The organism is Micromonospora sp. ATCC 39149 (assembly GCF_000158815.1).
Classification (GTDB): Bacteria; Actinomycetota; Actinomycetes; order Mycobacteriales; family Micromonosporaceae; genus Micromonospora.
Genome location: NZ_GG657738.1, coordinates 427,812 through 451,300 on the forward strand (window position 1 = coordinate 427,812; position 23,489 = coordinate 451,300).

Annotated in this window: 19 protein-coding genes, 3 pseudogenes and 1 riboswitch; of the genes and pseudogenes, 8 read left to right on the forward strand and 14 right to left on the reverse strand. The window is 73.6% G+C overall.

Annotated features, from left to right (window positions below):
• Window positions 1–573 (reverse strand): annotated as a pseudogene (locus MCAG_RS34295) (hypothetical protein); the annotation flags it as partial.
• 88 nt (window positions 574–661) lie between these two features.
• Window positions 662–1,555 (reverse strand): DUF2726 domain-containing protein, encoded by an 894-nt coding sequence (locus MCAG_RS01815; protein ID WP_007071289.1) that lies wholly within the window; start codon window positions 1,553–1,555, stop codon window positions 662–664.
• Between the two features lie 160 nt (window positions 1,556–1,715).
• Between MCAG_RS01815 and MCAG_RS01820 the strand changes: the two genes are divergently transcribed.
• Entirely contained in the window at window positions 1,716–2,084 is a 369-nt protein-coding gene (locus MCAG_RS01820; protein ID WP_007071290.1) for an FKBP-type peptidyl-prolyl cis-trans isomerase, read from the forward strand.
• 267 nt (window positions 2,085–2,351) lie between these two features.
• On the opposite strand, the pseudogene MCAG_RS36040 reads toward MCAG_RS01820, so the two are convergent.
• A pseudogene (locus MCAG_RS36040) lies at window positions 2,352–2,663 on the reverse strand (STAS domain-containing protein); the annotation flags it as partial.
• A 197-nt stretch (window positions 2,664–2,860) separates the two neighbouring features.
• On the opposite strand from MCAG_RS36040, the gene MCAG_RS01830 reads away from it, so the two are divergent.
• Window positions 2,861–3,880, forward strand: a complete 1,020-nt coding sequence (locus MCAG_RS01830; protein WP_007071291.1) for an SMP-30/gluconolactonase/LRE family protein — start codon at window positions 2,861–2,863, stop codon at window positions 3,878–3,880.
• 139 nt (window positions 3,881–4,019) lie between these two features.
• Here the strand turns inward: MCAG_RS01830 and MCAG_RS01835 are convergent, their stop codons facing one another.
• The 4 genes from MCAG_RS01835 to pdhA form a co-directional block, all read right to left on the reverse strand.
• Entirely contained in the window at window positions 4,020–5,291 is a 1,272-nt protein-coding gene (locus tag MCAG_RS01835; RefSeq protein ID WP_036371928.1) for an Ig-like domain-containing protein, read from the reverse strand.
• Window positions 5,292–5,971: 680 nt separating this feature from the next.
• Window positions 5,972–7,378 (reverse strand): dihydrolipoamide acetyltransferase family protein, encoded by a 1,407-nt coding sequence (locus MCAG_RS01840; protein WP_007071294.1) that lies wholly within the window; start codon window positions 7,376–7,378, stop codon window positions 5,972–5,974.
• A complete protein-coding gene (locus MCAG_RS01845) occupies window positions 7,375–8,391 on the reverse strand; it encodes an alpha-ketoacid dehydrogenase subunit beta (RefSeq protein ID WP_007071295.1) in 1,017 nt (338 codons plus the stop codon). The genes MCAG_RS01840 and MCAG_RS01845 overlap by 4 nt, the downstream gene beginning before the upstream one ends.
• On the reverse strand, window positions 8,391–9,617 hold the full coding sequence (gene pdhA / locus MCAG_RS01850) for a pyruvate dehydrogenase (acetyl-transferring) E1 component subunit alpha (RefSeq protein ID WP_036375998.1): 1,227 nt from the start codon (window positions 9,615–9,617) through the stop codon (window positions 8,391–8,393). Before pdhA ends, MCAG_RS01845 begins: the two co-directional genes overlap by 1 nt.
• 144 nt (window positions 9,618–9,761) lie before the next feature.
• Between pdhA and MCAG_RS01855 the strand changes: the two genes are divergently transcribed.
• Window positions 9,762–10,196: an Lrp/AsnC family transcriptional regulator gene (locus MCAG_RS01855; protein ID WP_369751349.1), complete on the forward strand. Its 435-nt coding sequence runs from the start codon at window positions 9,762–9,764 to the stop codon at window positions 10,194–10,196.
• A 51-nt stretch (window positions 10,197–10,247) separates the two neighbouring features.
• On the opposite strand, the gene MCAG_RS01860 is transcribed toward MCAG_RS01855, so the two are convergent.
• Window positions 10,248–10,574: a hypothetical protein gene (locus tag MCAG_RS01860; protein WP_036371930.1), complete on the reverse strand. Its 327-nt coding sequence runs from the start codon at window positions 10,572–10,574 to the stop codon at window positions 10,248–10,250.
• A 171-nt stretch (window positions 10,575–10,745) separates the two neighbouring features.
• Complete coding sequence (locus tag MCAG_RS01865) at window positions 10,746–10,952, reverse strand: hypothetical protein (RefSeq protein WP_232290044.1); 207 nt, start codon at window positions 10,950–10,952, stop codon at window positions 10,746–10,748.
• A gap of 197 nt (window positions 10,953–11,149) precedes the next feature.
• On the opposite strand from MCAG_RS01865, the gene MCAG_RS01870 reads away from it, so the two are divergent.
• Window positions 11,150–13,267: an acyltransferase family protein gene (locus MCAG_RS01870; RefSeq protein WP_050777817.1), complete on the forward strand. Its 2,118-nt coding sequence runs from the start codon at window positions 11,150–11,152 to the stop codon at window positions 13,265–13,267.
• A 59-nt stretch (window positions 13,268–13,326) separates the two neighbouring features.
• A complete protein-coding gene (locus MCAG_RS34305; RefSeq protein ID WP_232290045.1) occupies window positions 13,327–14,904 on the forward strand; it encodes an NAD(P)H-hydrate dehydratase in 1,578 nt (525 codons plus the stop codon).
• A 184-nt stretch (window positions 14,905–15,088) separates the two neighbouring features.
• Here MCAG_RS34305 and MCAG_RS01885 read toward each other — a convergent pair whose 3' ends face one another.
• Complete coding sequence (locus tag MCAG_RS01885) at window positions 15,089–17,062, reverse strand: heavy metal translocating P-type ATPase (protein ID WP_007071301.1); 1,974 nt, start codon at window positions 17,060–17,062, stop codon at window positions 15,089–15,091.
• Between the two features lie 76 nt (window positions 17,063–17,138).
• Between MCAG_RS01885 and MCAG_RS01890 the strand changes: the two genes are divergently transcribed.
• On the forward strand, window positions 17,139–17,516 hold the full coding sequence (locus MCAG_RS01890) for a metalloregulator ArsR/SmtB family transcription factor (RefSeq protein ID WP_036371934.1): 378 nt from the start codon (window positions 17,139–17,141) through the stop codon (window positions 17,514–17,516).
• Between the two features lie 174 nt (window positions 17,517–17,690).
• The gene (locus MCAG_RS01895) at window positions 17,691–18,191 is read left to right on the forward strand and encodes a hemerythrin domain-containing protein (RefSeq protein WP_007071303.1); all 501 of its coding nucleotides are present in this window, start codon (window positions 17,691–17,693) and stop codon (window positions 18,189–18,191) included.
• Between the two features lie 7 nt (window positions 18,192–18,198).
• Here the strand turns inward: MCAG_RS01895 and MCAG_RS01900 are convergent, their stop codons facing one another.
• Window positions 18,199–19,050 (reverse strand): metallophosphoesterase, encoded by an 852-nt coding sequence (locus MCAG_RS01900; RefSeq protein ID WP_007071304.1) that lies wholly within the window; start codon window positions 19,048–19,050, stop codon window positions 18,199–18,201.
• Between the two features lie 86 nt (window positions 19,051–19,136).
• A riboswitch (ZMP/ZTP riboswitch) is annotated at window positions 19,137–19,226 on the forward strand.
• Window positions 19,227–19,244: 18 nt separating this feature from the next.
• Here MCAG_RS01900 and MCAG_RS01905 point away from each other — a divergent pair.
• The gene (locus MCAG_RS01905) at window positions 19,245–20,684 is read left to right on the forward strand and encodes a glycine hydroxymethyltransferase (RefSeq protein ID WP_007071305.1); all 1,440 of its coding nucleotides are present in this window, start codon (window positions 19,245–19,247) and stop codon (window positions 20,682–20,684) included.
• Window positions 20,685–20,797: 113 nt separating this feature from the next.
• On the opposite strand, the gene MCAG_RS01910 is transcribed toward MCAG_RS01905, so the two are convergent.
• The 3 genes and pseudogenes from MCAG_RS01910 to MCAG_RS01920 all read right to left on the reverse strand — a co-directional run.
• Window positions 20,798–21,058, reverse strand: a complete 261-nt coding sequence (locus tag MCAG_RS01910) for a hypothetical protein (protein ID WP_007071306.1) — start codon at window positions 21,056–21,058, stop codon at window positions 20,798–20,800.
• 61 nt (window positions 21,059–21,119) lie between these two features.
• Window positions 21,120–22,538, reverse strand: coding sequence for a PLP-dependent aminotransferase family protein (locus MCAG_RS01915; RefSeq protein ID WP_083802162.1), 1,419 nt, complete (start codon window positions 22,536–22,538; stop codon window positions 21,120–21,122).
• Window positions 22,487–23,489, reverse strand: a pseudogene (locus MCAG_RS01920) (alpha-hydroxy acid oxidase); the annotation flags it as partial. The pseudogene MCAG_RS01920 and the gene MCAG_RS01915, both read right to left, overlap by 52 nt.

Consider the following 23,489-nt stretch of genomic DNA (forward strand, 5'->3'; position numbering starts at 1 on the left):
GGCCGCGGCCGGGACCGGGGGCAGCTTGCTGGCGACATCGGGGCAGGCGACAGTCGAGCCCGCCGCGGCGGCGTTGGTGTTGGCGTTGGTCGCGCCGCCGGCCTTGAGCGACTGGCATTCCGCGGCCGACATCTGGCCGTCACCCCAGTGATTGCGCACCCACCGACCGTTCTGCCATGTCTGGGTGGTGCTGCTGCCGATATTCGAGGTCGCACCGGGGCTGGATGCCACGCATGACGCCGCCGCGGCGCGGGTGGTCGTCCGCCGGTCCTGGGCCGACGAGATCTGGGTCACGGCGACGACTCCACCGAAGACCGCAAGCGTGCCGACAACGGCCAGCAGCCGCTTGCTCCGCGCGTTACCGGATGACCGGCGCGCCCGTGGGGACCTGCGCATCGAATTGCTCTCCTTCTCGATCCGGTAGTAGACCCGTGATCCCGTCGGACCGATGAATTCGGGTGGGATGCCTCGGCGAGGATCACTGCGACGTTCCGGTCGCGTGTCGATGACCGACGATGCCCTTTCCTCATCGTCGTCGCGCCGGCCGGCGCGGCGGGGGAGATCCGTGTCCATTCGCGCTGGAGTACGGAGCCGCGACGGCGAAGGTTCAACCCGGATACGGGAATTTGTGGAGACCCGGTCGCCCCGGTGGACGCGTCGGTCAGCCGGCGCAGAGATGGTCGTAGGCGAAGCCGCCCCGCATCTCGTCGCGCCGCTGACGCAGCCCGCGGATGTCCCGGTCGAGTTCCTCCCGCGCCACCAGCTCGGGGCCGGCCGCCTCGATGCCGCGCAGCCGCTCGCCGACCGCCACGGCGGCCAGGTCCTCGGCGAGCCGACCCGCATCGACGCCGCACGAGAAGCGCTTCTGGATGACCTCGACCCGTTCCACCAGGCACCGGCCGGGAAGCACCTCCACCCAGCTCCAGCCCTCCACCGGGCCGCTTGTCCAGCACACGTGCAGGCCTCGGACGATCGGGTCGACCAGCCGGCGGGAGACGTACGCCTCCACGGCCGCCGCCCGAGCGAGGGCGCCGAGGTCGTTGACGTGGCCGCTGCGCCCGTCCGGCAGCCGGCCGACGATCTCCCGGAACCGCACCGGCGCAACGTCCCCCGGGTCGTTCTGTCCCGGCTCCGGCGACACGGCGTCGGCGTAGGCGCGGGCGTCGATGACGTACTCGACGATCCGCCGGCCGTGGTCGGCGGCGCGCAGGGTGGGCGAGGCGACCCGCAGCACCGGCAGGCCGACCGCCGCGCAGACCGCATCCTTCATCCGCTCGGCGCGTTGCGCGGCGGAACCGGTCGGGGCCGGCGGCCCGACCTCGACGGCGAACAGCGGACGGCCGCTGTCCCCCGCGCACACCACGTGGTCGAAGCCCTCCCGGCCGGCCGAGTTCCACTGGTGGCCCGTGACCCCGGGCGGCCGGCCGTACACCAGCTCCCCCAGTCGCCGGGCCGCGTACACGACCTGACCGGCGCGGGTGAGGACCGGGGCCCGCCCGGCCGACGCCGCGACCGGGCGCAGCAGGGAGCCGTGGTCACTACCGGTGCGCGTCATCCGCCTGTTCCTCCGTCGGCCGTCGACCGCCCGAGTCTAGGCCGCCGATCACGGCGCTCACCCCGCCGGTGCGGCGGGACCGATGGAGATCGGCCGATGGCGATCCGGCAGGATCGACGGCGACCGCAGTGGACGCACCACCGACCAGGAGGCGTACGGCATGGACAAGCCCGAAATCGGCCCGATCGAGGGCGCGCCGCCCGCCGATCTCGTCATCGAGGACATCACCGTCGGCGACGGCCCGGAGGCCCAGCCGGGGCAGCGGGCCAGCGTGCACTACGTGGGCGTGGCGCACTCGACGGGCCGCGAGTTCGACGCGTCGTGGAACCGGGGCGAGGCGTTCGAGTTCCCGCTGGGCGGCGGGCGGGTCATCGCCGGCTGGGACCAGGGCGTGGTCGGCATGCGGGTCGGCGGCCGGCGCAAGCTGACCATCCCGCCGCACCTCGGTTACGGCAGCCGGGGCGCCGGAGGCGTCATCGCGCCGGGCGAGACGCTCGTCTTCGTCGTCGACCTGCTCGGCGTGCGCTGACCCGCGTCAGCTCCCGGGCCGGGGTCGTCGGCGATGGCCGGCGGCCTCGGCTTCGCCGGTGCGGAAAGCAGCGCGGGACCGCCCCGGCGGCCCAGGTCAGGCGGGCACCAGTGGCGCGGTGCCCCGCTCGGTGACCAGCGGCGCGAGCAGCCCCGGGGGCAGCGCGAGCAGCGCGGGCGCTGCCCCCGCAGACGCGGCCGTGACGGACGCGGCGGGCTCGAGGGCAACCGGCGCGGCGGCGAGCGGGCCGGCGGCGGCACACGCCCGGACCGGGATGACCCGGCTCAGGCCGGTGACGTGCAGCACCCGGGCCACCGTCGGAGTCGGGTCGACGAGCACCAGCTCACCGCCACGGGCGCGGACCCGGCGGTGCGCGGCGACCAGGGCCCGCACCCCGGCGGCGGAGAGCAGCCGGACGCCGGAGACATCGAGCCGCAGCAGCGGCCGGGCCGGGGCGGCCCAGAGCGCGGCGCGGAGCACGCTGACCGTGGCGATGTCGACCTCGCCGCTCGCCCGCATCTCCACCACGTCGTCACCCACGTTGATCTGCACGTGGAATCGATCGCTGCGCTGCTCCATGGCCACGAATCTAGCCCCACCCACCGACATTTCCGCCCTGTTCAAAAGTGACTCCGGGTACACCCAGGGTCTGACCCCGAGCCGCCCCCGATACGCCCTGGCAGGAGGTCGGGGGGCGATGCTGCGGCCCGGCCCGACCGGCCGACACGCCGCCGCGCGACGCGACTCCGGCGCGGCGGCGGGGCGACAATGGGCCGATGGTCGTGCCCCGCCCCCGCGCACCCCGGCCCATCCGCCCCGTCCGCGAGCCGGCCACCGTGCCGCCCCCGCTGGCCGGGCCGTGGGCTCCCGACGACCGGCGGCTCGACGAGGTGGAGCTGCTGCCGCTGCCCAGGGGCGCGCACGGCCCCGAGGACGTGGTGGTCGACCCGGCCGGCCGGGTGATCAGCGGGGACGAGGACGGCCGGCTCTGGTGGTGGCCGGCCGACGCGCCGGCGGGCACGCCCGCGAGGTCGCTGACGGAGACCGGGGGCCGTCCGCTCGGCATCGAACTCGACCCGCGCGACGGCAGCCTGGTCGTCTGCGACGCGTACCGGGGGTTGCTGCGGGTCACCCCGGACGGGGCGGTACGGGAGCTGACCGGCACCGCCCCGCCGGTGCACCTGGCCAACAACGCCGCTGTGGCCCGGGACGGCACGATCTTCTTCACCGACAGCTCGGACCGCTTTCCTCTGTCGCACTGGAAGCACGACCTGCTCGAACACCGGCCCAACGGGCGGGTGCTGGCCTACCATCCGGGCACCGGGCGGACCGACGTGGTGGCCGACGGGCTCTACTTCCCCAACGGAATCGCGCTGACCCCCGACGAGTCGGCGCTGATTCTGGTGGAGACGACCACCCACCGGCTGCTCCGGGTCGACCTGCCCGGCGGCGGGGCCACGATGCTGGCGGACCTGCCGGCGTACCCGGACAACCTCTGCGGGGTCGGCGACGGGACGTACTGGATCGCCCTGCCCAGCCCCCGGCTGCCGGTGGTGGAGCGCCTACTGCCGCACCCGCGCCTGCGGCAGCTGGTGGCGCTGCTGCCCGACGCGGTCCGGCCGCAGCCGCGTCGCTACGGGCTGGTCGCGCTCGTCGACGGCGCGGGCACGGTGCTGCGGACCCTGCACGGCCCGCGCGGCGCCTACTGGATGATCACCGGGGTACGCCAGCACGGCGACCGGCTCTGGCTGGGTTCCCTGGTCAGCTCCGGCGTGGCCCGGGTGCGGCTCGACTAGACGGCGACCTGTTGGCCGCGATCCGCCTGCGCGGCGTATGGCGGGGCCGGATGCCGCTGGCGGTCGTGCCGGTTCGGGACAGGGGCCGGCCCGTCACCGTGCGGTGACGGGCCGGCCCAGCGGTCGTTCCTCCCGATGGTCAGCCGCCGCTGGCCGACGGCGTCGGCCCGGGCGATCCCCCGCCGGCCACCGCCCCCGGGTGCGGCACGGTGTGCGGGCTGGGCCGCAGCCCGGCCGGGACGGGCAGGGCGCTGCCCTTGGCGAACTCGTCCCAGCTCACGTTCCAGGCTGTCCATCCGTTGCCGGCCCGCAGCGGCACCTCGGTGCCCGTGACGGTGACGAGGTCGCCGACCTGGGTGATCCCCATCAGCCAGTCGGCGGCGGTGGCGGAGACGTTGGCGCAGCCGTGCGAGACGTTGGTGTTGCCCTGGTCGCCCTCCGACCACGGCGCGGAGTGGATGAACTCCCCGCCCCAGGTGAGCCGCTGGGCGTCGTCGACGTCGACCACGTAGCCGCCGTCGGGCTCACCTCGGGTGTCGAACGTCGTCCGCTCGTGCTTCTCCATGATCACCATCTTGCCGCTGGAGCTGGGCGTGCTCGGCTTGCCGAGGCTGACCGGGATCCGGCGAACCAGCTTGCCGTCGCGGAAGACCGACATCTGCTTGGTGGCGTTGTCGATGTCGAGGGAGACCTGCCGGCCGATCTTCGAGGTGGCGCGGTGCTCGGCGTCGCCCACCAGGTCCTTGCCGATCGGCAGGCCCTCCAGGGCCGCCCGAACGCTGATCCTGGTGCCTGGCCGCCAGAAGTCGGGCGCGCGGTAGTAGGCCTGGGTGCCGTCCTCCAGCCAGGACCAGGTGCCCGGCTGCGGCGGGTCGGTCCTGACGAACAGCCGCTTCTGCACCGCCGCGCGGGCTTCCTTCGGCACGCCCGGGTCGAAGGCCACCGTCACGGGCATCGCCGTGCCGTACGTCTGGTTGCCGGCGAAGTAGAGCGTGCTGGTGATGGCCGGCTTGGTCGGCTTCGGCGCGGTGGTGAACGTCGTCCTGCGGGTGGCGGTCCTCCCGCCGTCCCCGGTCACCGTCACCTCGGCGGTGTACGTCCGCCCGCCGGCCAACGGCGCGTTGGGAACCCAGCTCGTACCGTCCTGCCGGGGCTCGCCCGGGACCTGCCGGCCCTTGTCGTCGGTGAGCCGGACGCCGGTGACCCTGCCGTGGGCCACGCTGGTGCCGATCTCGGCGCTGATCGGGACGTCGCGGGCCCGATCGGCGGGCGACAGGTCGACCACGGGCGCGGGCGCCGCCCGCCCGGCTCGCTCGGCGGCCCTCTCTCGCTCGGCGGTGCATCCGCCGAGGACCAGTGGCATGGCCGCGATGGTTACCGCCATGAGCCTCATTCGCCGCCTCACGTCCATATTCCGCACCTCTTTTCCGCTCCCCGTTGACCACATTGTGTACGGCGCGACGGGAGGCGCGGCGCAGTTCCCGGAAAGGCGCGTAGCTATTGTCGACAGTTTCGGCGGTGGCGGGAGGAAAATGGTATGCCGCGCCCGGAGAGGCCGACGTCACCGATCGGCAGGTCCACCCCGGACGACCGGTTCGCCGCCCTCGGTGCCAGTCCTGGTCGCCGTGGTCGCGGTCCCACCGGCCGCCCACCGGCGGCGTGTCCAGGCGGTGGCGGCCACCGCGTTGCCCGGCCAGGTCGTTGTCCTGCACCCGGCAGGCCACGCGGCTGGCCCGCACGGTGATCCACAGCCCGTGGGTCTGGGGATGTTCGTCGTGGTTGTCCCAGATTCGGTTGCCCCCGACCGGGTGGTCGTCGCCGGCGCCCGATTTCCCGTCCACCGCGCGGAGAAACAGGGCGGGAAAGGGGCCGGCCGAAAGGAACCGCGCCCGATCAGGGTGAAGGAGTGTCCTCTTCCGTCGCGATGGCCGCTGTTTTCCGGATCGAGGACAGCCTTCCGGGACCGGCCGGGCAATCGACCGGACGATCGGGCTGGGGGCACATTTCCGGCGCATTCGGGGCGGGCGGCGCGGGAAACGGGACAGGCGGGGCGAAGGGTTCCGGTCCCGGCGGCGCACCGCCGGGACCGGCTCACACGTTGGCGACCAGGAGGGCGGGTTGCTCCACGCAGTCCGCGACGTGCCGCAGGAAGCCGCCGGCCACCCCGCCGTCGCAGACCCGGTGGTCGAAGGTGAGGCTGAGCTGGGTCACCTTGCGTACCGCGAGCTGCCCGTCGACGACCCACGGCTTGTCCACGATCCGCCCCACGCCCAGCAGCGCCGCCTCGGGATGGTTGATGATCGGGGTGGAGCCGTCGACGCCGAACACGCCGTAGTTGTTGAGGGTGAAGGTGCCTCCGGTGAGGCGGGCCGGCGGCAAAGTGCCGGCCCGGGCGGCGGCCGTGGTCTCGGCGAGCGCCGCGGCCAGTTCCCGGGTGGTGAGCGACTGCGCGTCGCGCAGCACCGGGACGAGCAGGCCCCGGTCGGTCTGCGCGGCGATGCCCAGGTGCACCCCCCGGGACTGGACGATCCGCTGCCCCTCAGTGTCGACGCGCGCGTTGAGCTGCGGGAACCGGCGCAGCCCACTGAGGCAGATCCGGGCCAGCAGGGCCAGCAGGCTCACCGGCGTGTCCGGGGTCGCGGCGTTGATCGCCCGGCGGGTCTCCACCAGGGCCGTGGCGTCCGCGTCGACCCAGATGGTCACCTCGGGGATCTCCCGCCGGCTGCGGGAGAGCTTGTCCGCGATCGCCTTGCGGACGCCGGTGAGCGGAATGACCAGATTCCCGTCGCCCGCCGAGTTGGCGGCCCCGCCGGTCGCGGTCGGCTCGGTGCCCTCCGGCACCGGGGCGAGCCGGGGGGCCGGGGTGGCGAGGGCCGCCTCGACATCGGCCCGGCGCACCACCCCGCCCGGGCCGGTGCCGCGCAGGGTGGCCGGGTCGACGCCGTGCTCGCGGGCCAGCCGCCGGACGATCGGAGAGATCACCAGGGCGACCCCGCCTCCGGAGGCCGACGCCGAGCCGGGAACCGCCGAGCCGGGCACGGGCGTCGGGACAGGCATGGGCGTGGCCGTGTAGGGCGGCGAGGACCCGGGGGTGGCCGGCGGCTCGGGGGCGACCGCGAGCCGGGGCCGGCGGCGCCGCCGGCCCGCCGCGCCGTGCCCGGTGCCGTACCCGATGAGGATGTTGCCGCTGCCGGCCCGCTCCTGCTCCCGGTACGTGGCCTGCCCGGCGCTCTCGTCGCCGCCGTCGGCCGGCGCGATGGTGATCAGCGGCTGGCCGACCGGGCGCGTCTCGCCCGCCACGCCGTGCAGGGCCACGACCCGCCCGGCGTACGGACAGGGCACGTCCACGACGGCCTTCGCGGTTTCCACCTCGACCACGCTCTGGTCCACCGTCACGTTGTCACCGACGGCGACCCGCCACTCGACGATCTCCGCCTCGGTCAGGCCCTCGCCCAGGTCCGGCAGGAGGAACACCCGGGTACCGTCGACGGTGGTCATGCGGCGCTCCCCTGCGGCAGCCAGCGCGCGTCGGGCCGGTCGTCCCACTGGAGCCGGGCCACCGTGTCGAGCACCCGGTCCACACCGGGCAGGTGGGTGTGCTCCAGCATGGGCGCGGGGTACGGGATGTCCAGCCCGGATACCCGCAGCACCGGGGCGTGCAGGGCGTGGAAGCAGCGCTCCTGCACGCGGGCGGCGATCTCCGCGCCGACCCCGGCGAAGCCCTGCGCCTCGGAGATCACCACGCACCGGCCGGTCCGCCGCACGGACGCGGTGATGGTGGCGTCGTCGAGCGGGACGATGGTTCGCACGTCCACCACCTCCAGGTCCCAGCCCTCCTCGCGGGCGGCCTCGGCGGCGTCGAGGGCGACCGGCACCGCCGGCCCGTACGCCACCAGGGTGGCGTCGGTGCCCGGGCGGCGCACGACGGCCCGGCCGAACGGCTCGGTGGCCGCCGGCAGGTCCGCCTCCGCGCTGGAGAAGTAGAGCTTCTTCGGCTCCAGGAACACGACCGGGTCCGGGTCCGCGATCGCCTCGCGCAGCAGCGAGTACGCGTCGGCGACCGTCGCCGGGGTGACGACCTTCAGGCCCGGGGTGTGCGCGTAGTACGCCTCGGACGAGTCGCAGTGGTGCTCGACCCCGCCGATGCCGCCCGCGTACGGCACCCGGATGACCATGGGCACGCTGAGCGCGCCCCGGGTGCGGTTGCGCAGCTTCGCCACGTGCGAGGCGATCTGCTCGAACGCCGGGTACGCGAACGCGTCGAACTGCATCTCCACCACCGGCCGTAGCCCGGACATGGCCAGGCCGACGGCGAAGCCGACGATGCCGGCCTCGGCGAGCGGGGTGTCGAAGCAGCGCTTCTCGCCGAACCGGGCCTGGAGGCCGTCGGTGATCCGGAAGACGCCGCCGAGCTTGCCGACGTCCTCGCCGAAGACGAGCACCCGCTCGTCGTCGGCCAGCGCGTCGGCCAGCGCGGCGTTGAGCGCCTTCGCCATGGTGGTCGCCACCATCAGCCCTCGCCCTCCCCGGCGGCGGCCAACTCGGCGCGGACCAGCTCGCGCTGCTCGACCAGTTGTGGGGTAGGCGTGGCGTAGACGTGGTCGAAGAGGCTGAGCGGATCGACCTCGGGCTGGACGTGCATCCGCTCACGCAGGTCGGCGGCGTACCCCTCGGCCTGCGCGGCGATCGCGGCGACGGCCGCGTCGTCGAGCGCGCCCCGGGTGCGCAGGTACGTCTCCAGCCGGGCGATCGGGTCGCGGTCACGCCAGGTGTCGACCTCGGCGCCGTCGCGGTAGCGGGTGGCGTCGTCGGCGTTGGTGTGCGGCTCCATCCGGTACGTGTGCGCCTCGACCAGGTACGGGCCGTTGCCGGCGCGGGCGTGCGCGACCGCGCGGGTGAGCACGGCGAGCACGGCCACGGGGTCGTTGCCGTCGACCTGTTCGCTGGGTACGCCGTACCCGACGCCCTTGTACGCCAGCGACGGGGCGGCGGTCTGCCGGGACAGCGGGACGCTGATGGCGTACTTGTTGTTCTGCACGAAGAACACGACGGGGGCCTTGAACACGGCGGCGAAGTTGACGCCCTCGTGGAAGTCGCCCTCGCTGGTGGCGCCGTCGCCGATGAAGGCCAGCGCCACCGTGTCGCGGCCCTGGTGGGCCTCCCCGTAGGCGAGGCCGGCGGCGTGCACGCACTGGGTGGCCAGGGGGGTGCACTGGGGGGCGGTGCGCACCCGTGCGGGGTCGTACCCGCAGTGCCAGTCGCCGCGCAGCAGGGTGAGCACCTCGACGGGGTCGATGCCCCGGGAGACCAGCGCCATCGACTCGCGGTAGGTCGGGAAGACCCAGTCGTTGTGCCCGACGGCGAGCACCGCGCCGACCTGACACGCCTCCTGGCCGCGCGAGGACGGGTAGACGGCGAGCCGGCCCTGCTTGGTCAGGGCGGTGGCCTGGGCGTCGAAGCGCCGGCCGACCACCATGCGGCGGTACATCTCGCGCAGCGCCTCGACGGGCGGCTCGGGGTAGTCGGCGCGGGCCGGCCGGGGAGTGCCGTCGGGGTCGAGCAGCCGCACCGGCTCGGCGTGCGGCAGCAGGGCGGCAGACGGATCGGTCGCCGCCTGCTCGCGGGCGGGCGCCTTGGTGGGCTTCTTGGCCGGCGGGCGGATGCGCGGGGATGCCCTGCGGACCGCCTGGGGTGTGGTTGTCACGGCGGGGACCTCCTGGACTTGTGGTGGGCCTATGGTCCTGCCGATGGATGATTGACTCAACACGCCCGATGAACGTGGGACGAATTGCACAGAAGGGGGCCGATCGTGAACCGGGAGACCAGCGGGGAGCCGGGCGCGGCGGGCGGGGCGGGACGTTCGGCCGGGCCGCTCGACGAGGTGGACCGGCGCATCCTCGACGAGCTGGTCCGCGACGGCCGGATCTCCATCCGCACCCTCGCCGAGCGGGTGCACGTTTCCCGGACCAACGCGTACGCGCGGGTGGAGCGGCTGCTGCGCGACGGCGTGATCACCGGCTTCCGGGCGCGGGTCGCGCCGGAGCCGGCCGGGCTGGGCACGTCGGCGTACATCGCGTTGACCATCCAGCAGAACACCTGGCGCGAGGTGTCGGCGGAGCTGGCCCGGGTGCGCTACGTCGAGCACGTCGCGCTGCTCAGCGGCGAGCACGACGTGCTCGCCCTGGTCCGCGCGCCGGACAACGCCACCCTGCGGGATGTGGTGCTCGACCGGGTGCAGGGCATCACCGGGGTGCTGTCCACCCGTAGCTGGCTGGTCTTCGAGGAGTTCGAGGGCGCCCGCAGCCCCTGGGAGTGAGCTCCGAGGCGCGGTCGGGGCTTGCACGTCACGCAGCCCGGCCGGGCTGGGTCAGGACAGCAGCGCCACCCCGACGGCCATCAACGGCAGCGAGACGAACAGGAAGATGCCGACCCCGGTGAGCACCCTGCCGCCGCCCGCGTCCTCCCGCTCGGGGGCCAGCCCGAACGCCGCCCGCGCGGGCAGCATGCCGATCCGGCTCAGGGTCAGGTCGCCGGTCAGCCCGAGCAGGGTGCCGACGACGATGAGCGCGACGCCGAGCCGGAAGACGAAGTCGCCGCCGCTGACCGCCGTCCACGCGCCCGCCACGGCGGCGACCGCCACCAGCGCGACGACGAACAGCACGAGCGCCTCGCGCAGACCCCTGACCACCGTCATCGCCGCCGCACCCTCCCGGCCGGCCTCGGCCGGCGCCCGTCGACACCAGCGCCGGCGGGACCACCGGCGGCGCGGTGACATTCTGCCGGGCGGACGCGCCCGGCGCTGCCCCGGTCGGCGGGCACACGCCGGCCGGGTGGACCCCAGTCCACCCGGCCGCCGCGTTCGACCTCAGCCGTTCTCGTGCTGGAGCCGATCGATCAGTATCTGCTTGCCCTGCTCGCTCGACTTGCGGTTGTTCTCCTGGATCTTGCGGAACCAGGCGGCGAGTTCCTTGTCGCCGCGCTCCTCGGCGTCGGAAATGTACGTCTGGATCCGGTAGACATGCTCCAGCGACATTTGCAGCGCGTGGATCAGGTCGTAGTTCTTGTCCTTCAACGGACTGCTGATCTCCTTGACCATCGTGGCCACGGCCAACCTCCCCGTGTCTCGGCTACGGTACGGCCACGTGCTTACCCGCCGGGTCCGGCCCTACGCGCCTCGGGCCCGAGGGCCGGGCAGGGGATAACCTCTGTCGCCACGCCCCGTTGTACACGTCGCGAACCAAGCGTTTATTTGGGCGAAACGGGGCATGGATGCGCTTGCCAATCACGCCGGAGGGGTCCGCGCGGTCGGCCTTTCGGGGGGATATCGAGGGTCTGCGGGCCCTCGCCGTGGTCATGGTCCTCGTCGGCCACGCGGGGCGCGACCTCGCCCCGGGCGGCTTCGCCGGCGTCGACGTCTTCTTCGTCATCTCCGGATTCCTCATCACCGGACTGCTCGTCGCCGAGCTCGAACGCACCGGACGCATCGGTCTGACCGGCTTCTACGCCCGCCGGGCCAAGCGCCTGCTGCCCGCCGCGGCCGTGGTGCTGGTGGCGAGCCTGCTGCTCACCTGGCTCCTGTTGCCCCGTACCCGCTGGGCGGACACCGCCTGGGACGTGGTGGCCAGCGCGGCCTACGGGCTGAACTGGCGGCTCGCCGTCCAGTCCACCGACTACTGGGCGGCCGACGCGGCACCCAGCATCGTCCAGCACTTCTGGTCCCTCGGCGTCGAGGAACAGTTCTACCTGGTGTGGCCGCTGCTCCTGCTCGGCCTCGCCGTCCTCGGCGGGCGCCGCCGGCTGCGCCGGGGTGCCCTGATGATCGGCTTCGCCCTCGTCGCCCTGCCCTCGTTCGCCTGGTCGGTCCACGAGAGCCAGACCAACCCCGGGCCGGCGTACTTCGTCACCACCACCCGGCTGTGGGAACTCGCCCTCGGCGGGGCCGTCGCCATCGCCGGCACCCGAGGACTCCGGTTGCCGCGTGCGCTGGCCGCCGCGCTCGCCTGGGCCGGGCTGGCCATGGTGGCCGCCTCCACCTTCCTCGTCGACCCCGACCGGGCCTTCCCCGGCTACCAGGCGCTGCTGCCGACGGTCGGCACCGCGGCCGTGATCGCCGGCGCTCAGGCCGCCGGCCGGGCGGGCCCCGCCAGCGTGCTCGGGTGGCGGCCGATCCGGGCCGTAGGCGCGGTGTCCTACTCGCTCTATCTCTGGCACTGGCCGTTGTTGGTCGCCACCGAGGCGCGGTTCGGCGAGCTGAGCGCACCGGCGGGCCTCGGCGTGGTGGCGCTGTCCGCGGTGCCGGCCGTGCTCACGTACCGGTTCGTGGAGAACCCGATCCGGATGTCCCAGGCCCTGCGGCGGGAACCGGGTGCCGCCCTGCGCGTCGGCGCCCTCTGCACGGGTGCCGCCGTCGCCGCGGGCCTGCTCTTCCAGCTCACGGTGTGGCCGCCCCGGCAGGCACCGCCGTCCCCGGTGGCCCTGCCGCCGATCGACGGCACCGCCCCGGTCGCGACCACGACCCCCAGCGGGCCGCCCGGTGCGGCGGTGCTCGCGAAGAAGCCGCTGGGCGACCGCGCCGGGGCCGCCGTCGACCGGGTCTCCTCCATCACCCCCGATCCGAGCGTCGCCAAAAAGGACGGGCCCGAGCAGTGGGTGCCCGCCTGCGGTGCCGGGCAACGTGGCGACCAGGCATTCCCCTGCAAGTACGGGGACCCGTACGGAACGACCACCGTCGCGCTCGCCGGGGACTCGCATGCGAACCAGTGGTTGCCGGCCCTGAAGCTCATCGCCGAGGCGGAGGGCTGGCGGCTGCTCACCTACACCCGGTCCGCCTGCCCCTTCATCGCCATCGAGGTGGCCTGGCGCGAGCGACCGGAGCCCGGCTGCCGGGACTGGAACCGCGTCGTGCAGCAGCAACTGATCGAGGTCGACAAGCCGGACCTGCTGCTGGTCAGCAACACCTTCTACCGTCCCTTCGGGGTGGCCCAGGACGACACCGACGCGGCGAACCGGGGAATGGCCGAGGGCCTGCGCGCGACCTGGCAGGCGGTAACGGCGGCGGGAACAACGGTGGCGGTGCTACGCGACTCGCCCTACCTGGAGCGGAACGCCCCCGAGTGCGTGGCGGCCAACCGACGGAAGTTGACGCGCTGCGCGACGGACCGCGAGTCCGCCCTGAGCGCGGGCGGCGGGGTGGCGCAGGAGTCGGCGGCGGCCGGGCAGCGCGACATCCACCTGATCGACCTCAACGACGCGATCTGCCCGACCGATCCCTGTGCCGCGGTCATCGGCGGTGTCCTGATCTACCGCGACACCAGCCACCTCACCGCCACGTACACGTCGAGCCTCGCCCCCCGACTGCGGGAACGCCTGGCCAGACTGCTCAACTGAGCAGGCGACCCCGGTCCGGCCGGGGTTACCGGCCGGGGCTTGCGGGTACGGTGCGGCGCATGGCGGAACTGGCAGCGCTGTGGATCGTGCGGCACGGCGAGAGCACGGCGAACGTCGCGGCGACCGAGGCGGAGAGTTCCGGGGCGGAGCTGATTGGGCTGACCAACCGCGACGCGGACGTGCCGCTCTCCCCCACCGGCGAGCAGCAGGCCCGGGCGACCGGGCGCTGGCTGGCCGGGCTGCCGCAGCGGCGGCGGCCGGACGTCGCGGTGGTGTCGCCGTACCTGCGGGCCGTCCGCACCGCCGAGCTGGCCCTCGATGGCACCGGCATCCCGGTCACCCGGGACGAACGGCTGCGCGACCGGGAACTGGGCATCCTCGACGGGCTGACCGGGCACGGCGTCACCCGCCGCTACCCCGACGAGGCGCAGCGCCGGGCCCGGCTGGGCAAGTTCTACTACCGGCCACCCGGCGGCGAGTCGTGGACGGACGTGGCGCTGCGGCTGCGCGCCCTGCTGGGCGACCTGCGCCGGGACCACGCCGGCCGTCGCGTGCTGATCTTCGGCCACGACGCGCTGGTGTTCCTGCTCCGCTATCTCGTGGAGGGGCTGACCGAGCCGGAGCTGATGGCGCTGACCCGGGAACACGTGATCGCCAACTGCTCGGTCACCGGCTGGGCCGCCGACGCCGACGGCCGGCTCACCCCCGACACCTTCACGACGTCACCCACCTGCATCAGCAGGGCGCCCGGCCGACCAGGGAGGACGAGGTCCATGCCGAACCGGTCTGAGGTGATCACCCCGGCGCTGCTGCGGCGGTGGGCGCTGCCCATACCGACCGGGGGCAAGGAGGCCCGGGGCACCGTGCTGGTCGTCGGCGGTTCCCGGTTCGCCCCCGGCGCGGTGCTGCTGGCCGGGGTGGCCGCCCTGCGGGCCGGCGCGGGGGTGCTGCAACTGGCCGCCGCCGAGTCCACCGCCGCCGCGCTGAGCATCCAGGTGCCGGAGGCGCTGGTCGTCGGCCTGCCCGAAACCGCCGACGGTGCCGTCGCCGGCCGACCCGGCGACCCGCTGGACGGGCTGGTGGCCGACGCCGACGTGGTGGCCGTCGGCCCCGGGCTCAAGGACATCGACTCGGCCGGGGAGCTGCTGCGCGGGGTCCTCGACGCCGCGCAGCAGCAGACCGCGCTGGTGCTCGACGCGTACGCCCTCGGCGCGCTCAGCCACGCCCCGGACCTGCTGGTCGGCTCGGGCCGGCCGGTGGTGCTCACCCCCAACCTGACCGAGGCGACGCACCTGCTGGGCCGTGACCCCGGCGACGACCTGGACGCCGAGGCAGCCAAGCTGGCCGTCCGGTACGACGCGGTGGTCTCCCTCTACGGCCACATCGCCGCACCGGACGGGCGGTGCTGGCGGGAGGAGAGCGGCGACGCCGGGCTGGGCACCTCCGGCAGCGGCGACGTACGGGCCGGGCTGCTGGCCGGGCTGCTGGCCCGGGGCGCCGAGCCGGCCCAGGCGGCCTGCTGGGCGGCGTTCGCGCACGCGGTCAGCGGGCAGCATCTGGTGCCCCGGTTCGGCCGGATCGGCTTCCTCGCCCGTGAGCTGCTCGACGAGATCCCCCACACCCTCGCCACGGTCTGACCGACCCCGACCCTGCGGGGCCCGGAAGCCGCCATGCCCGCGACGTGGCCCAGCCCGACGCGCGGAAGCCGCCGTCATCGCGTGAAGCGACCGCCTGACGGACGAGACGGTGGGCCCGACGCGCGCGTCGGGCCCACCGATCCGCTCGCATGTCTCCTCAGCGGGATCCTGCTCGGGGCAGGGGTCAGGCGGTGGGGACGGGTCGCCAGGCGGTGTTACGCAGCAAGCGCAGACCGTTGAGGCCGACGATCACGGTGGAGCCCTCGTGGCCGGCGACGCCGAGGGGTAGCGGGAGGTGGCCGAACAGGTCCCAGCCGACGAGGACGGCGATGAAGGTCGCGGCGATGATCAGGTTGGCGATGACCAGGCGGCGGGCGCGGCGAGCCAGGTTCATGACGGCCGGGATGGCGGTCAGGTCGTCGCGGACGATGACGGCGTCGGCGGTCGCGACGCTCAGGTCGGAACCGGAGCGACCCATGGCGATGCCGACGTGGGCGGCCGCGAGCGCAGGGGCGTCATTGACGCCGTCGCCGACCAGGAGCAGACGGTGCCCGGCGGTGTTCTGCCGTTGGACCTGGTCGACCTTCTGCTCGGGCAGCAGGTCGGCGTGCACTTCGCTGATGCCGGTGTCGGCGGCGATGCGGGCAGCTGCGGTCGCGTTGTCGCCGGTGAGCAGGATCGGCGTCGCGGTCGTGAGGGCGTTCAGCGCGTCGACCGTGGGCCGGGCCCCGGGCCGGACCCGGTCGGTGAGTCCGAGGACGGCGGCAGGCCGCCCATCGACCAGGACGAGTACGGCGGTCTCGCCGTCGCGTTCGAGAGCCGTCACGGCGGCGTGGGTGTTCTGTCGCAGGGTCTGGTCTGTGACGGTGTCGTCCAGGAGGCGGTGAGCGCTGCCGACCTGGATGGTCCGGGCGTCGACGAGCGCGGTGACGCCGCGGCCCGGCGAGGAGGAGAAGTCGCACGCCGGCCGTAGCGTCAGCCCTCGGCTGCGGGCGGCGGCGACGATGGCGCCGGCGAGGGGATGCTCGGACGGGTCTTCCGCGGCCGCGGCCAGCGCGAGCAGTTCGTGTTCGCTCAGCTCGGTGTCGGGAAGTACCCGAACGGTGGTGAGGTGCGGGCGGCCTTCGGTGAGGGTGCCGGTCTTGTCGAAGGCAACCCGGGTGATCGTGGCGAGCCGTTCCATGACGACGGCGGACTTGACGAGTACGCCGTGGCGGCCGGCGGTGGCGATCGCGGACAGCAGCGGCGGCATGGTCGCCAGGACGATCGCGCAGGGCGAGGCCACGATCATGAAGGTCATCGCGCGTAGCAGCGTCGGTGTGAGCTCGGCACCGGCCAGCAGCGGGATGACGAACAGGGCCAGCGTGGCGGCGACCATGCCGATCGAGTACCACTGCTCGATCTTCTCGATGAACAGTTGAACGCGGGCTTTGGTCGCGCTTGCCTGCTCCACCAAGGCGACGATGCGGGCGACGACGCTGTCGGCGGCCGGTCGGGCGACCCGAACCTGCAAGGCCCCGGTGCCGTTGACGGTGCCCGCAAAGACCTCGTCGCCGGACTGTTTGTCGGCCGGCAGCGGCTCGCCGGTGATGCTCGCCTGGTCGACCTCGCTGCGCCCGTCGATGACGTGGCCGTCGGCGCCGATGCGTTCGCCGGGCCGGACCACGATCACGTCGCCGACCCGCAGATCGGCCGCGTCGACTGTTTCCTCTCCGGCGTCGGCGAGGCGGTTGGCGCGCTCGGGCGCCAGGTCGAGCAGGCGGCGCACGGAGTCCTCGGTGCGGCGGGTCGCAGCTGCTTCCAGAGCGCCGGAGGTGGCGAAGATGACGATCAGCAGGGCGCCGTCGAGGACCTGACCGATCGCTGCCGCGCCGATTGCCGCGACGACCATCAGCAGGTCGACGTCGAGCCGTCGTTCGCGCAATGCCTGCAGGCCGGCCCAGCCCGGTTCCCAACCCCCGGCCGCGTAGCAGGCCAGGTAGCACGCCCACCATGCCCAGGCCGGTGCCCCGAGCAGTTGGGTGGCAAGGCCAAGGGCGAAGAACCCGGTCGCGATGGTGGCCCAGCGGATTTCTGGCAGGGACCACCACCAGCTGGCCCCGGGGCGCGGCTGCGGCGTTGTTGGCAGCGCCGTTCGGAGGCGCTCATCGAGTGTCACGGCCTGAAGGATATCTGCAAAGTCACGCAGATACGCAAGTACGCATACAGCAGGATGGCTGGATAAGGTGGTTGGTATGCATGAGCAGCTGCCTGATTTCGACATGCCCGACGACGAGCAGGTGGACTTGGCGGCCGAGACGTTCCGGCTGCTGGCCGACCCGACCCGGATCAAGGTGCTGTGGGCGCTGCTGCAGGGCGAGTCGTCGGTTGCGTGCCTGGCTGAGATCGCCGGGACATCGCCGACTGCGGTCAGCCAGCATCTGGCCAAGCTTCGGATGTCTCGGCTGGTCACGGCACGGCGGCAGGGGACGTTCATGTACTACTCGGCCGTCGACGACCACGTCCGCAAGCTGCTCGCCCAGGCGTTGCACCACGCCGATCACATCGACCCGCAGCGCCCGGACGGCGAGCCTCAGCCTGCCACGGCCGGGCTTAGCGAACGTCCGTCATAACCCGGCCGTGGGGCTCCGGGTCAGTAGGCGAAGGCGAGCGCCCGGCGAGGTTCGAGCGCGACAGTCGCGCGCACCTCGCGCGGAGGCGGTTTGGTCCGCCGATCGGGTGACGCCTGTTTCCGCTGCTGCCCTTGGGGTACCGGTCGATTGTCAGCCGAACCAAGGAGGTCACCGGTGTCGACCGATGCCATCGTCGTACTCAAAGAGGACCACAAGGAGATGCGCCGTCTGTTCAGGGCCTTCCAGGATGCCGAGGACGGGCCGGCGAGTCAGCGGCAGAAGCTGGTCGGGCAGATCCTGGAGGCCCTCACGGTGCACACCTACCTGGAGAACGAGGTGATGTACCCGGAGGTCCGCAAGCTGCTGCCGGACCTGGAGGACGACATCCTCGAATCGTACGAGGAGCACCACGTCGCCGACCTGCTCTGCGCGGAGTTGGCCACCATGGACGCCGACGACGACCACTTCAACGCCAAGACGACGGTGCTGATCGAGAACGTGGAGCACCACGTCGAGGAGGAGGAGCAGGAGTGGTTCCCGAAGGTGCGGGAGGCGCTCGGCCGCAAGCAGTTGCAGGAGATCGGCGAGCGGATGATCGCGCTGCGTGCCGACGCCCCGCGCAGCCCGACCGCGCCGAAGGCGATCAAGAAGGCCCTGGACGCGGTCACCGCCTGACCCGCCGTCAGGTGGCCGGCGGTGGGAGGATCTGCCGGAGCTGGCCGGGCGGGACCGCGCGGCGTCGCCACTCCCGGGGGTAGCCGACCGACACCTCCTCGAAGCGCACCCCGTCGTGCCAGGTGGTCCGGGGGATGTGCAGGTGGCCGTAGACGGCCGCGGCGGCGCCGTAACGCACGTGCCAGTCAGCGGTGGCGTCGGTGCCGCACCACTGGGCGAAGATCGGGTAGCGCAGGATCCGGGTCGGCTCGCGGACCAGCGGCCAGTGGCTGACCAGCACCGTCGGCAGCGCCGGGTCGCGGGCGTCGAGCCGCTCGGCCGTCTCGGTCAGCCGGGCCGCGCACCAGTCCTGCCGGCTCGGGTACGGGTCAGGGTGCAAAAGGTATTCGTCGGTGCAGACGATCCCGGTGGCGTACGCCTCGGCCAACGCCGCCTCGCGGGTGTCCAGCCCCTCGGGCCGCCAGCTGTAGTCGTAGAGCACGAACAGTGGCGCGACCAGCGCCGGCCCGCCGGGGCCCCGCCACACCGGGTACGGGTCCTCCGGGGTGACCACGCCCAGGGCCCGGCAGAGGTCCACCAGGTGCCGGTAGCGGGCCACCCCGCGCAGGGTGACCGGGTCGCTCGACGGGGTCCACAGCTCGTGGTTGCCGGGGGCCCAGACCACCTTGGCGAAGCGCCGGCTGAGCAGGCCGAGCGCCCACTCGATGTCGGCCACGGTGTCGCCCACGTCGCCCGCGACCAGCAACCAGTCCGCCGGCGAGCGGGGACGCAGGCCCTCCACGATCGCCCGGTTCTCCGCGTACGTCACATGCAGGTCGCTGATCGCAAGCAGCGCCCCATCGGCCTCCCCCACCACCAGGCGATCCTACGGGAGCCGCCCCCGGCGCGGGGACCGCGCGGACGGTGGTGCGGCGCGACCCGGTTTCCCGCCGACCGGGTAGGATCGGCATGGGCCGTGACTGGCGCGTGGGGATGGACAACCATCGGGAAGCGGTCCCGTCATCAGGACGTCTGCCGAGCGCCTGGGCCTTCCGCACGTCACCAGGAGGTCGCATGTCGTCGCCGAACGCCGAGTCCACCGCCTTCCGCAGCGCCCTTGAGGTGATCCGCGCCGTCGAGCCTCGGATCGCCGACGCGATCGGGGCGGAGCTGGCCGACCAGCGCGAGTCGCTGAAGTTGATCGCGAGCGAGAACTACGCCTCCCCCGCCACGTTGCTGGCGATGGGCAACTGGTTCAGCGACAAGTACGCCGAGGGCACGGTCGGCCGCCGTTTCTACGCCGGCTGCCAGAACGTGGACACCGTCGAGGCGCTCGCCGCCGAGCACGCGAAGGAGCTGTTCGGCGCCGCGCACGCCTATGTGCAGCCACACTCGGGCATCGACGCGAACCTGGTGGCGTTCTGGGCGATCCTGGCCGACCGGGTGGAGTCCCCGGCGCTGCGCCGGGCCCAGGTGCGGCAGGTCAACGACCTGACCGAGCAGGACTGGTTCGCGCTGCGCCGGGAACTGGGCGACCAGCGGATGCTCGGCATGTCGCTGGACTCCGGCGGCCACCTCACCCACGGCTTCCGGCCGAACATCTCCGGCAAGATGTTCGACCAGCGCAGCTACGGCACCGACCCGGCCACCGGCCTGATCGACTACGACCGGGTCGCCGAGGCGGCCCGCGAGTTCCGGCCGTTGATCCTGGTCGCCGGCTACTCCGCGTACCCGAGGAAGGTCAACTTCCGGATCATGCGGGAGATCGCCGACTCGGTCGGCGCGACGTTCATGGTCGACATGGCGCACTTCGCCGGCCTGGTGGCCGGGAAGGTCTTCACGGGAGACTTCGACCCGGTACCGCACGCCCACATCGTCACCACCACCACCCACAAGTCGCTGCGCGGCCCGCGCGGCGGCATGGTGCTCTGCGGGCCGGAGCTGGCCGACCAGGTCGACCGGGGCTGCCCGATGGTGCTCGGCGGCCCGCTGCCGCACGTGATGGCCGCCAAGGCCGTCGCCCTGGCCGAAGCGCGCCGCCCCGACTTCGCCGACTACGCGCGGCGCATCGTCGACAACGCCCAGGCCCTCGCCGAGGGGCTCCTGCGCCGGGGCGCGAAGCTGGTCACCGGCGGCACCGACAACCACCTGGTGCTCATCGACGTCTCCGGGTACGGGCTGACCGGCCGGCAGGCCGAGCAGGCACTGCTGGACTCGGGCATCGTCACCAACCGCAACGCGGTCCCGCAGGACCCGAACGGGGCGTGGTACACCTCCGGCATCCGGGTCGGCACCCCCGCCCTGACCACCCGGGGTCTGGGCACCGCCGAGATGGACGCGACCGCCGAGCTGATCCACACCGTGCTCAGCCAGACCACGCCGGGGTCGAACGCCGACGGCACCCCGTCGAAGGCCAAGTACGTCCTGGACCCGGCCCTCGCGGACAAGGTCGCCCGCCAGGCCACCGACCTCCTGGCCACCCACCCCCTCTACCCCTCGGTCACCCTGGCCTGACTCACCCGGCACTGGTTGGTGATCAAGAGGTTCGCGTCAGCGGCGGGGCCGATCCTGACGTGAACCTCTTGATCACCGATGCGGGTGCGGCGGGCGACGCCGGGTGGGTGGGGTCAGGGCACCGGGCGCTTGAGGTGGTAGCGGTGGACCTCCGTGCTGCCCTGGACGTTGTTCACGTCCTCGGCGGCGGAGACCAGCTCCCAGCCCTCCCGGCCGGCCCGGTTGAGGTGCGCGATCGCGGTGTCGCCGTACGCGGTGATGTCGGTGCGGGACCCGTCCGGTCCGTACCAGATGAACGAGACGTGGAAATTGCGCCCCTGCCCCTGGTAGCGGCGGACCAACAGTGCGTACTCCCATGCGACCATGCCGTCCATTATGGCCGGTCCGGCCGGGCGTCGGACGCACGGGGGGTGGCGGAACGACGACAGTACGAGGTCAGCCCCGGGCCGCTGGAACGGGCAGCCGGGCCAGCTCGTCGGTGATCAACATGGCGAGCCGGTCGAGGCCGGCGTCGATCTGTTCGGGCGTCACCGCGCTGATCGACAGCCGCAACGCGGCCACCGGCGCGGTGTCGTCGTAGAAGTGCGCCATCGGCGTCCACAGCACGCCGTACTCCTGCGCCGAGCGGCGCAACAGCGCGTCGTCGACGGGGAACGGGACGCTCACCACGGCGAAGAACCCGCCCGCCGGGACGTTCCACCGCACCGCCGACGGGGCCGGGAACCGCCGCGCCAGGCCGTCGACCAGGTGACGCAGGTTGCGGGCGTACGCGGCGCGCTCGCGGGCGTTCGCGGCTACCAGGCTGCACCCGTGGGCGAGCAGGGCCCCGCCGACGACCGCCTGGGCGAGCGCCGAGGTGTTCACCGTGACCATGCTCTTGATCTTGGCGAGCTGGTCGGCGAGCGGCCCGACGGTCCCGTCCGCGTCGCGGACCCGCTGGTCGGCCACCACGTAGCCGACCCGTGCCCCGGGCAGCACGGTCTTGGCGAACGAGCCGAGGTAGACCACCCGCCGCCCGGTGTCGAGGGCCTTGAGCGTGGGCACCCGCTGCGCCCCGTCGGCGTGGAACAGCCCGTACGGGTTGTCCTCGATCAGCAGCAGCTCCTCGGCAGCGGCGAGGTCCAGCAGCCGACGCCGGTCCGCCAGGTCGATGCTTCCCCCGGACGGGTTGGCGAAGTCCGGCATCACGTAGCAGGCGCGCGGGCGCAGCCCTTCGGCGCGGGCCCGCCGGAGCTGCTCGCGCAGGTCCGCCAGGTCGATCCCGGTCGGGCCGGCGGCCACCGGGCGCACCGGCAGGTCCACCAGCCGGGCCGCGCCGGTCAGCCCGACGTACGTGGGGGCGACCGCGAGCAGCACGTCGGAGGGGCCGGCGCGCAGCGCCCGCAGCACCAGCAGCATCGCCTCCTGACAGCCGACGGTCACCACGATCGACTCCGGGTCGACGGTGATCCGCTCGTCGACGGCGAGGTTGCGGGCGACCAGGTCGTGGATGATCCCCTTGGTGCGGCCGTACTGGAACAGGGCGCGGTGCACCTGCGCCGGGCCGTACCCGAGGTCGTCGACCAGGTGGGCGCGGAAGGTCTCCAGGTGCCGGTGCAGGTCCGCGACGTCGAAGAACTCCTCGTACGGCCGGCCGGCGGCCAGCGACACCGCCTCGGGGTAACGCTGGGACACCTCGTTGAGGAAGTTCATCGAGTTCAGCGCGGGGTCGCCGACCGCCGGGTGCAGGTCGGCGACGTCGAGGTCGGACTCGACGCGCACGTCGTTCGGGGCCACGTCCACCGGTCGTCCACTGTCCACGTTCAGCCTCCCGTGATCGTACGCAGATCGCCGGCCTCCGCCGGGTCGGCGCACCCGGCGAGGGTGAGGGCGTCGCGCAGCTCGGCCGCGAGCAGCGCGAACGCTGCGTCGGCAGCGCAGCGCCCGCCGACGGCCAGCGCCCACAGCAGCGGCCGGCCCACCAGCACCCCCGACGCGCCGAGCGCGAGGGCGCGCAGCACGTCGACGCCGCCGCTGATGCCGCCGTCGACCAGCACCTCGCACCGGTCACCAACGGCGGTGCGCACCTGCGGCAGCATGGTGAGCCCGGCCGGGGCGGCGTCGAACTGCCGCCCGCCGTGGTTGGACACGACCACCGCGTCCGCGCCCGCGTCGACGGCCAGAACCGCGTCGCGGGGGTCGAGGACGCCCTTGACCACCAGCGGCAGGTCGGTGCACCCGCGCAGCCAGGCGACGTCTGGCCAGGTCAGGGCGGAGGCGAACGCGGCGCTGGTGTGCCGGGCGACGGCCGAGGCACCGGGCGTGCCGGCGTGGGCCAGGTCGTCGCGGCTGCCGGGCAGGTTCGCGGCGGCGACCTCCGGTGGCAGGGCGAAGCCGTTGCGCACGTCGCGCAGCCGGGGCCCGAGGATCGGCACGTCGACGGTGAGCATGAGGGCCGTGCAGCCGGCCCGGTGCGCCCGCTCCACCAATTCGCGCACCATCCCCCGGTCCCGCAGCCAGTAGAGCTGGAACCAGACCGACCCGCCGGCCGCCGCCGCGATCTGTTCGATGGTGGCGCTGCTCAGGGTGCTCGCCACGTACGGCACCCCGGCCGCGCCGGCCGCCGCCGCGAGCGCCAGCTCGCCGTCGGGGTGCACGAGCCGCTGGTACGCCATCGGCGCGACCGCCACCGGCAGGGCCTGCGGCCGGCCGAGCAGCGGGGCGTCGGTGCGGGGCCGGTCGACGCCGCGCAGCATCCGGGGCAGCACGGCGACCCCGTAACAGGGCGGCCCGATTCGCGGCGAGGGCGGTCTCGGCGCCGCTGCC

Bases quoted from the DNA above. Each gene is read 5' to 3' on its own strand.
- MCAG_RS01840 (WP_007071294.1), bottom strand. From the start codon at position 7,378: ATGACCACCGTCGACGGTACCCGGGTGTTCCTCCTGCCGGACCTGGGC.
- MCAG_RS01835 (WP_036371928.1), bottom strand. From the start codon at position 5,291: ATGGACGTGAGGCGGCGAATGAGGCTCATGGCGGTAACCATCGCGGCC.
- MCAG_RS01905 (WP_007071305.1), top strand. From the start codon at position 19,245: ATGTCGTCGCCGAACGCCGAGTCCACCGCCTTCCGCAGCGCCCTTGAG.
- MCAG_RS34305 (WP_232290045.1), top strand. From the start codon at position 13,327: ATGGCGGAACTGGCAGCGCTGTGGATCGTGCGGCACGGCGAGAGCACG.
- MCAG_RS01845 (WP_007071295.1), bottom strand. From the start codon at position 8,391: ATGGTGGCGACCACCATGGCGAAGGCGCTCAACGCCGCGCTGGCCGAC.
- MCAG_RS01830 (WP_007071291.1), top strand. From the start codon at position 2,861: ATGGTCGTGCCCCGCCCCCGCGCACCCCGGCCCATCCGCCCCGTCCGC.
- MCAG_RS01815 (WP_007071289.1), bottom strand. From the start codon at position 1,555: ATGACGCGCACCGGTAGTGACCACGGCTCCCTGCTGCGCCCGGTCGCG.
- MCAG_RS01860 (WP_036371930.1), bottom strand. From the start codon at position 10,574: ATGACGGTGGTCAGGGGTCTGCGCGAGGCGCTCGTGCTGTTCGTCGTC.
- MCAG_RS01910 (WP_007071306.1), bottom strand. From the start codon at position 21,058: ATGGACGGCATGGTCGCATGGGAGTACGCACTGTTGGTCCGCCGCTAC.
- MCAG_RS01870 (WP_050777817.1), top strand. From the start codon at position 11,150: ATGCGCTTGCCAATCACGCCGGAGGGGTCCGCGCGGTCGGCCTTTCGG.
- MCAG_RS01820 (WP_007071290.1), top strand. From the start codon at position 1,716: ATGGACAAGCCCGAAATCGGCCCGATCGAGGGCGCGCCGCCCGCCGAT.
- MCAG_RS01890 (WP_036371934.1), top strand. From the start codon at position 17,139: ATGCATGAGCAGCTGCCTGATTTCGACATGCCCGACGACGAGCAGGTG.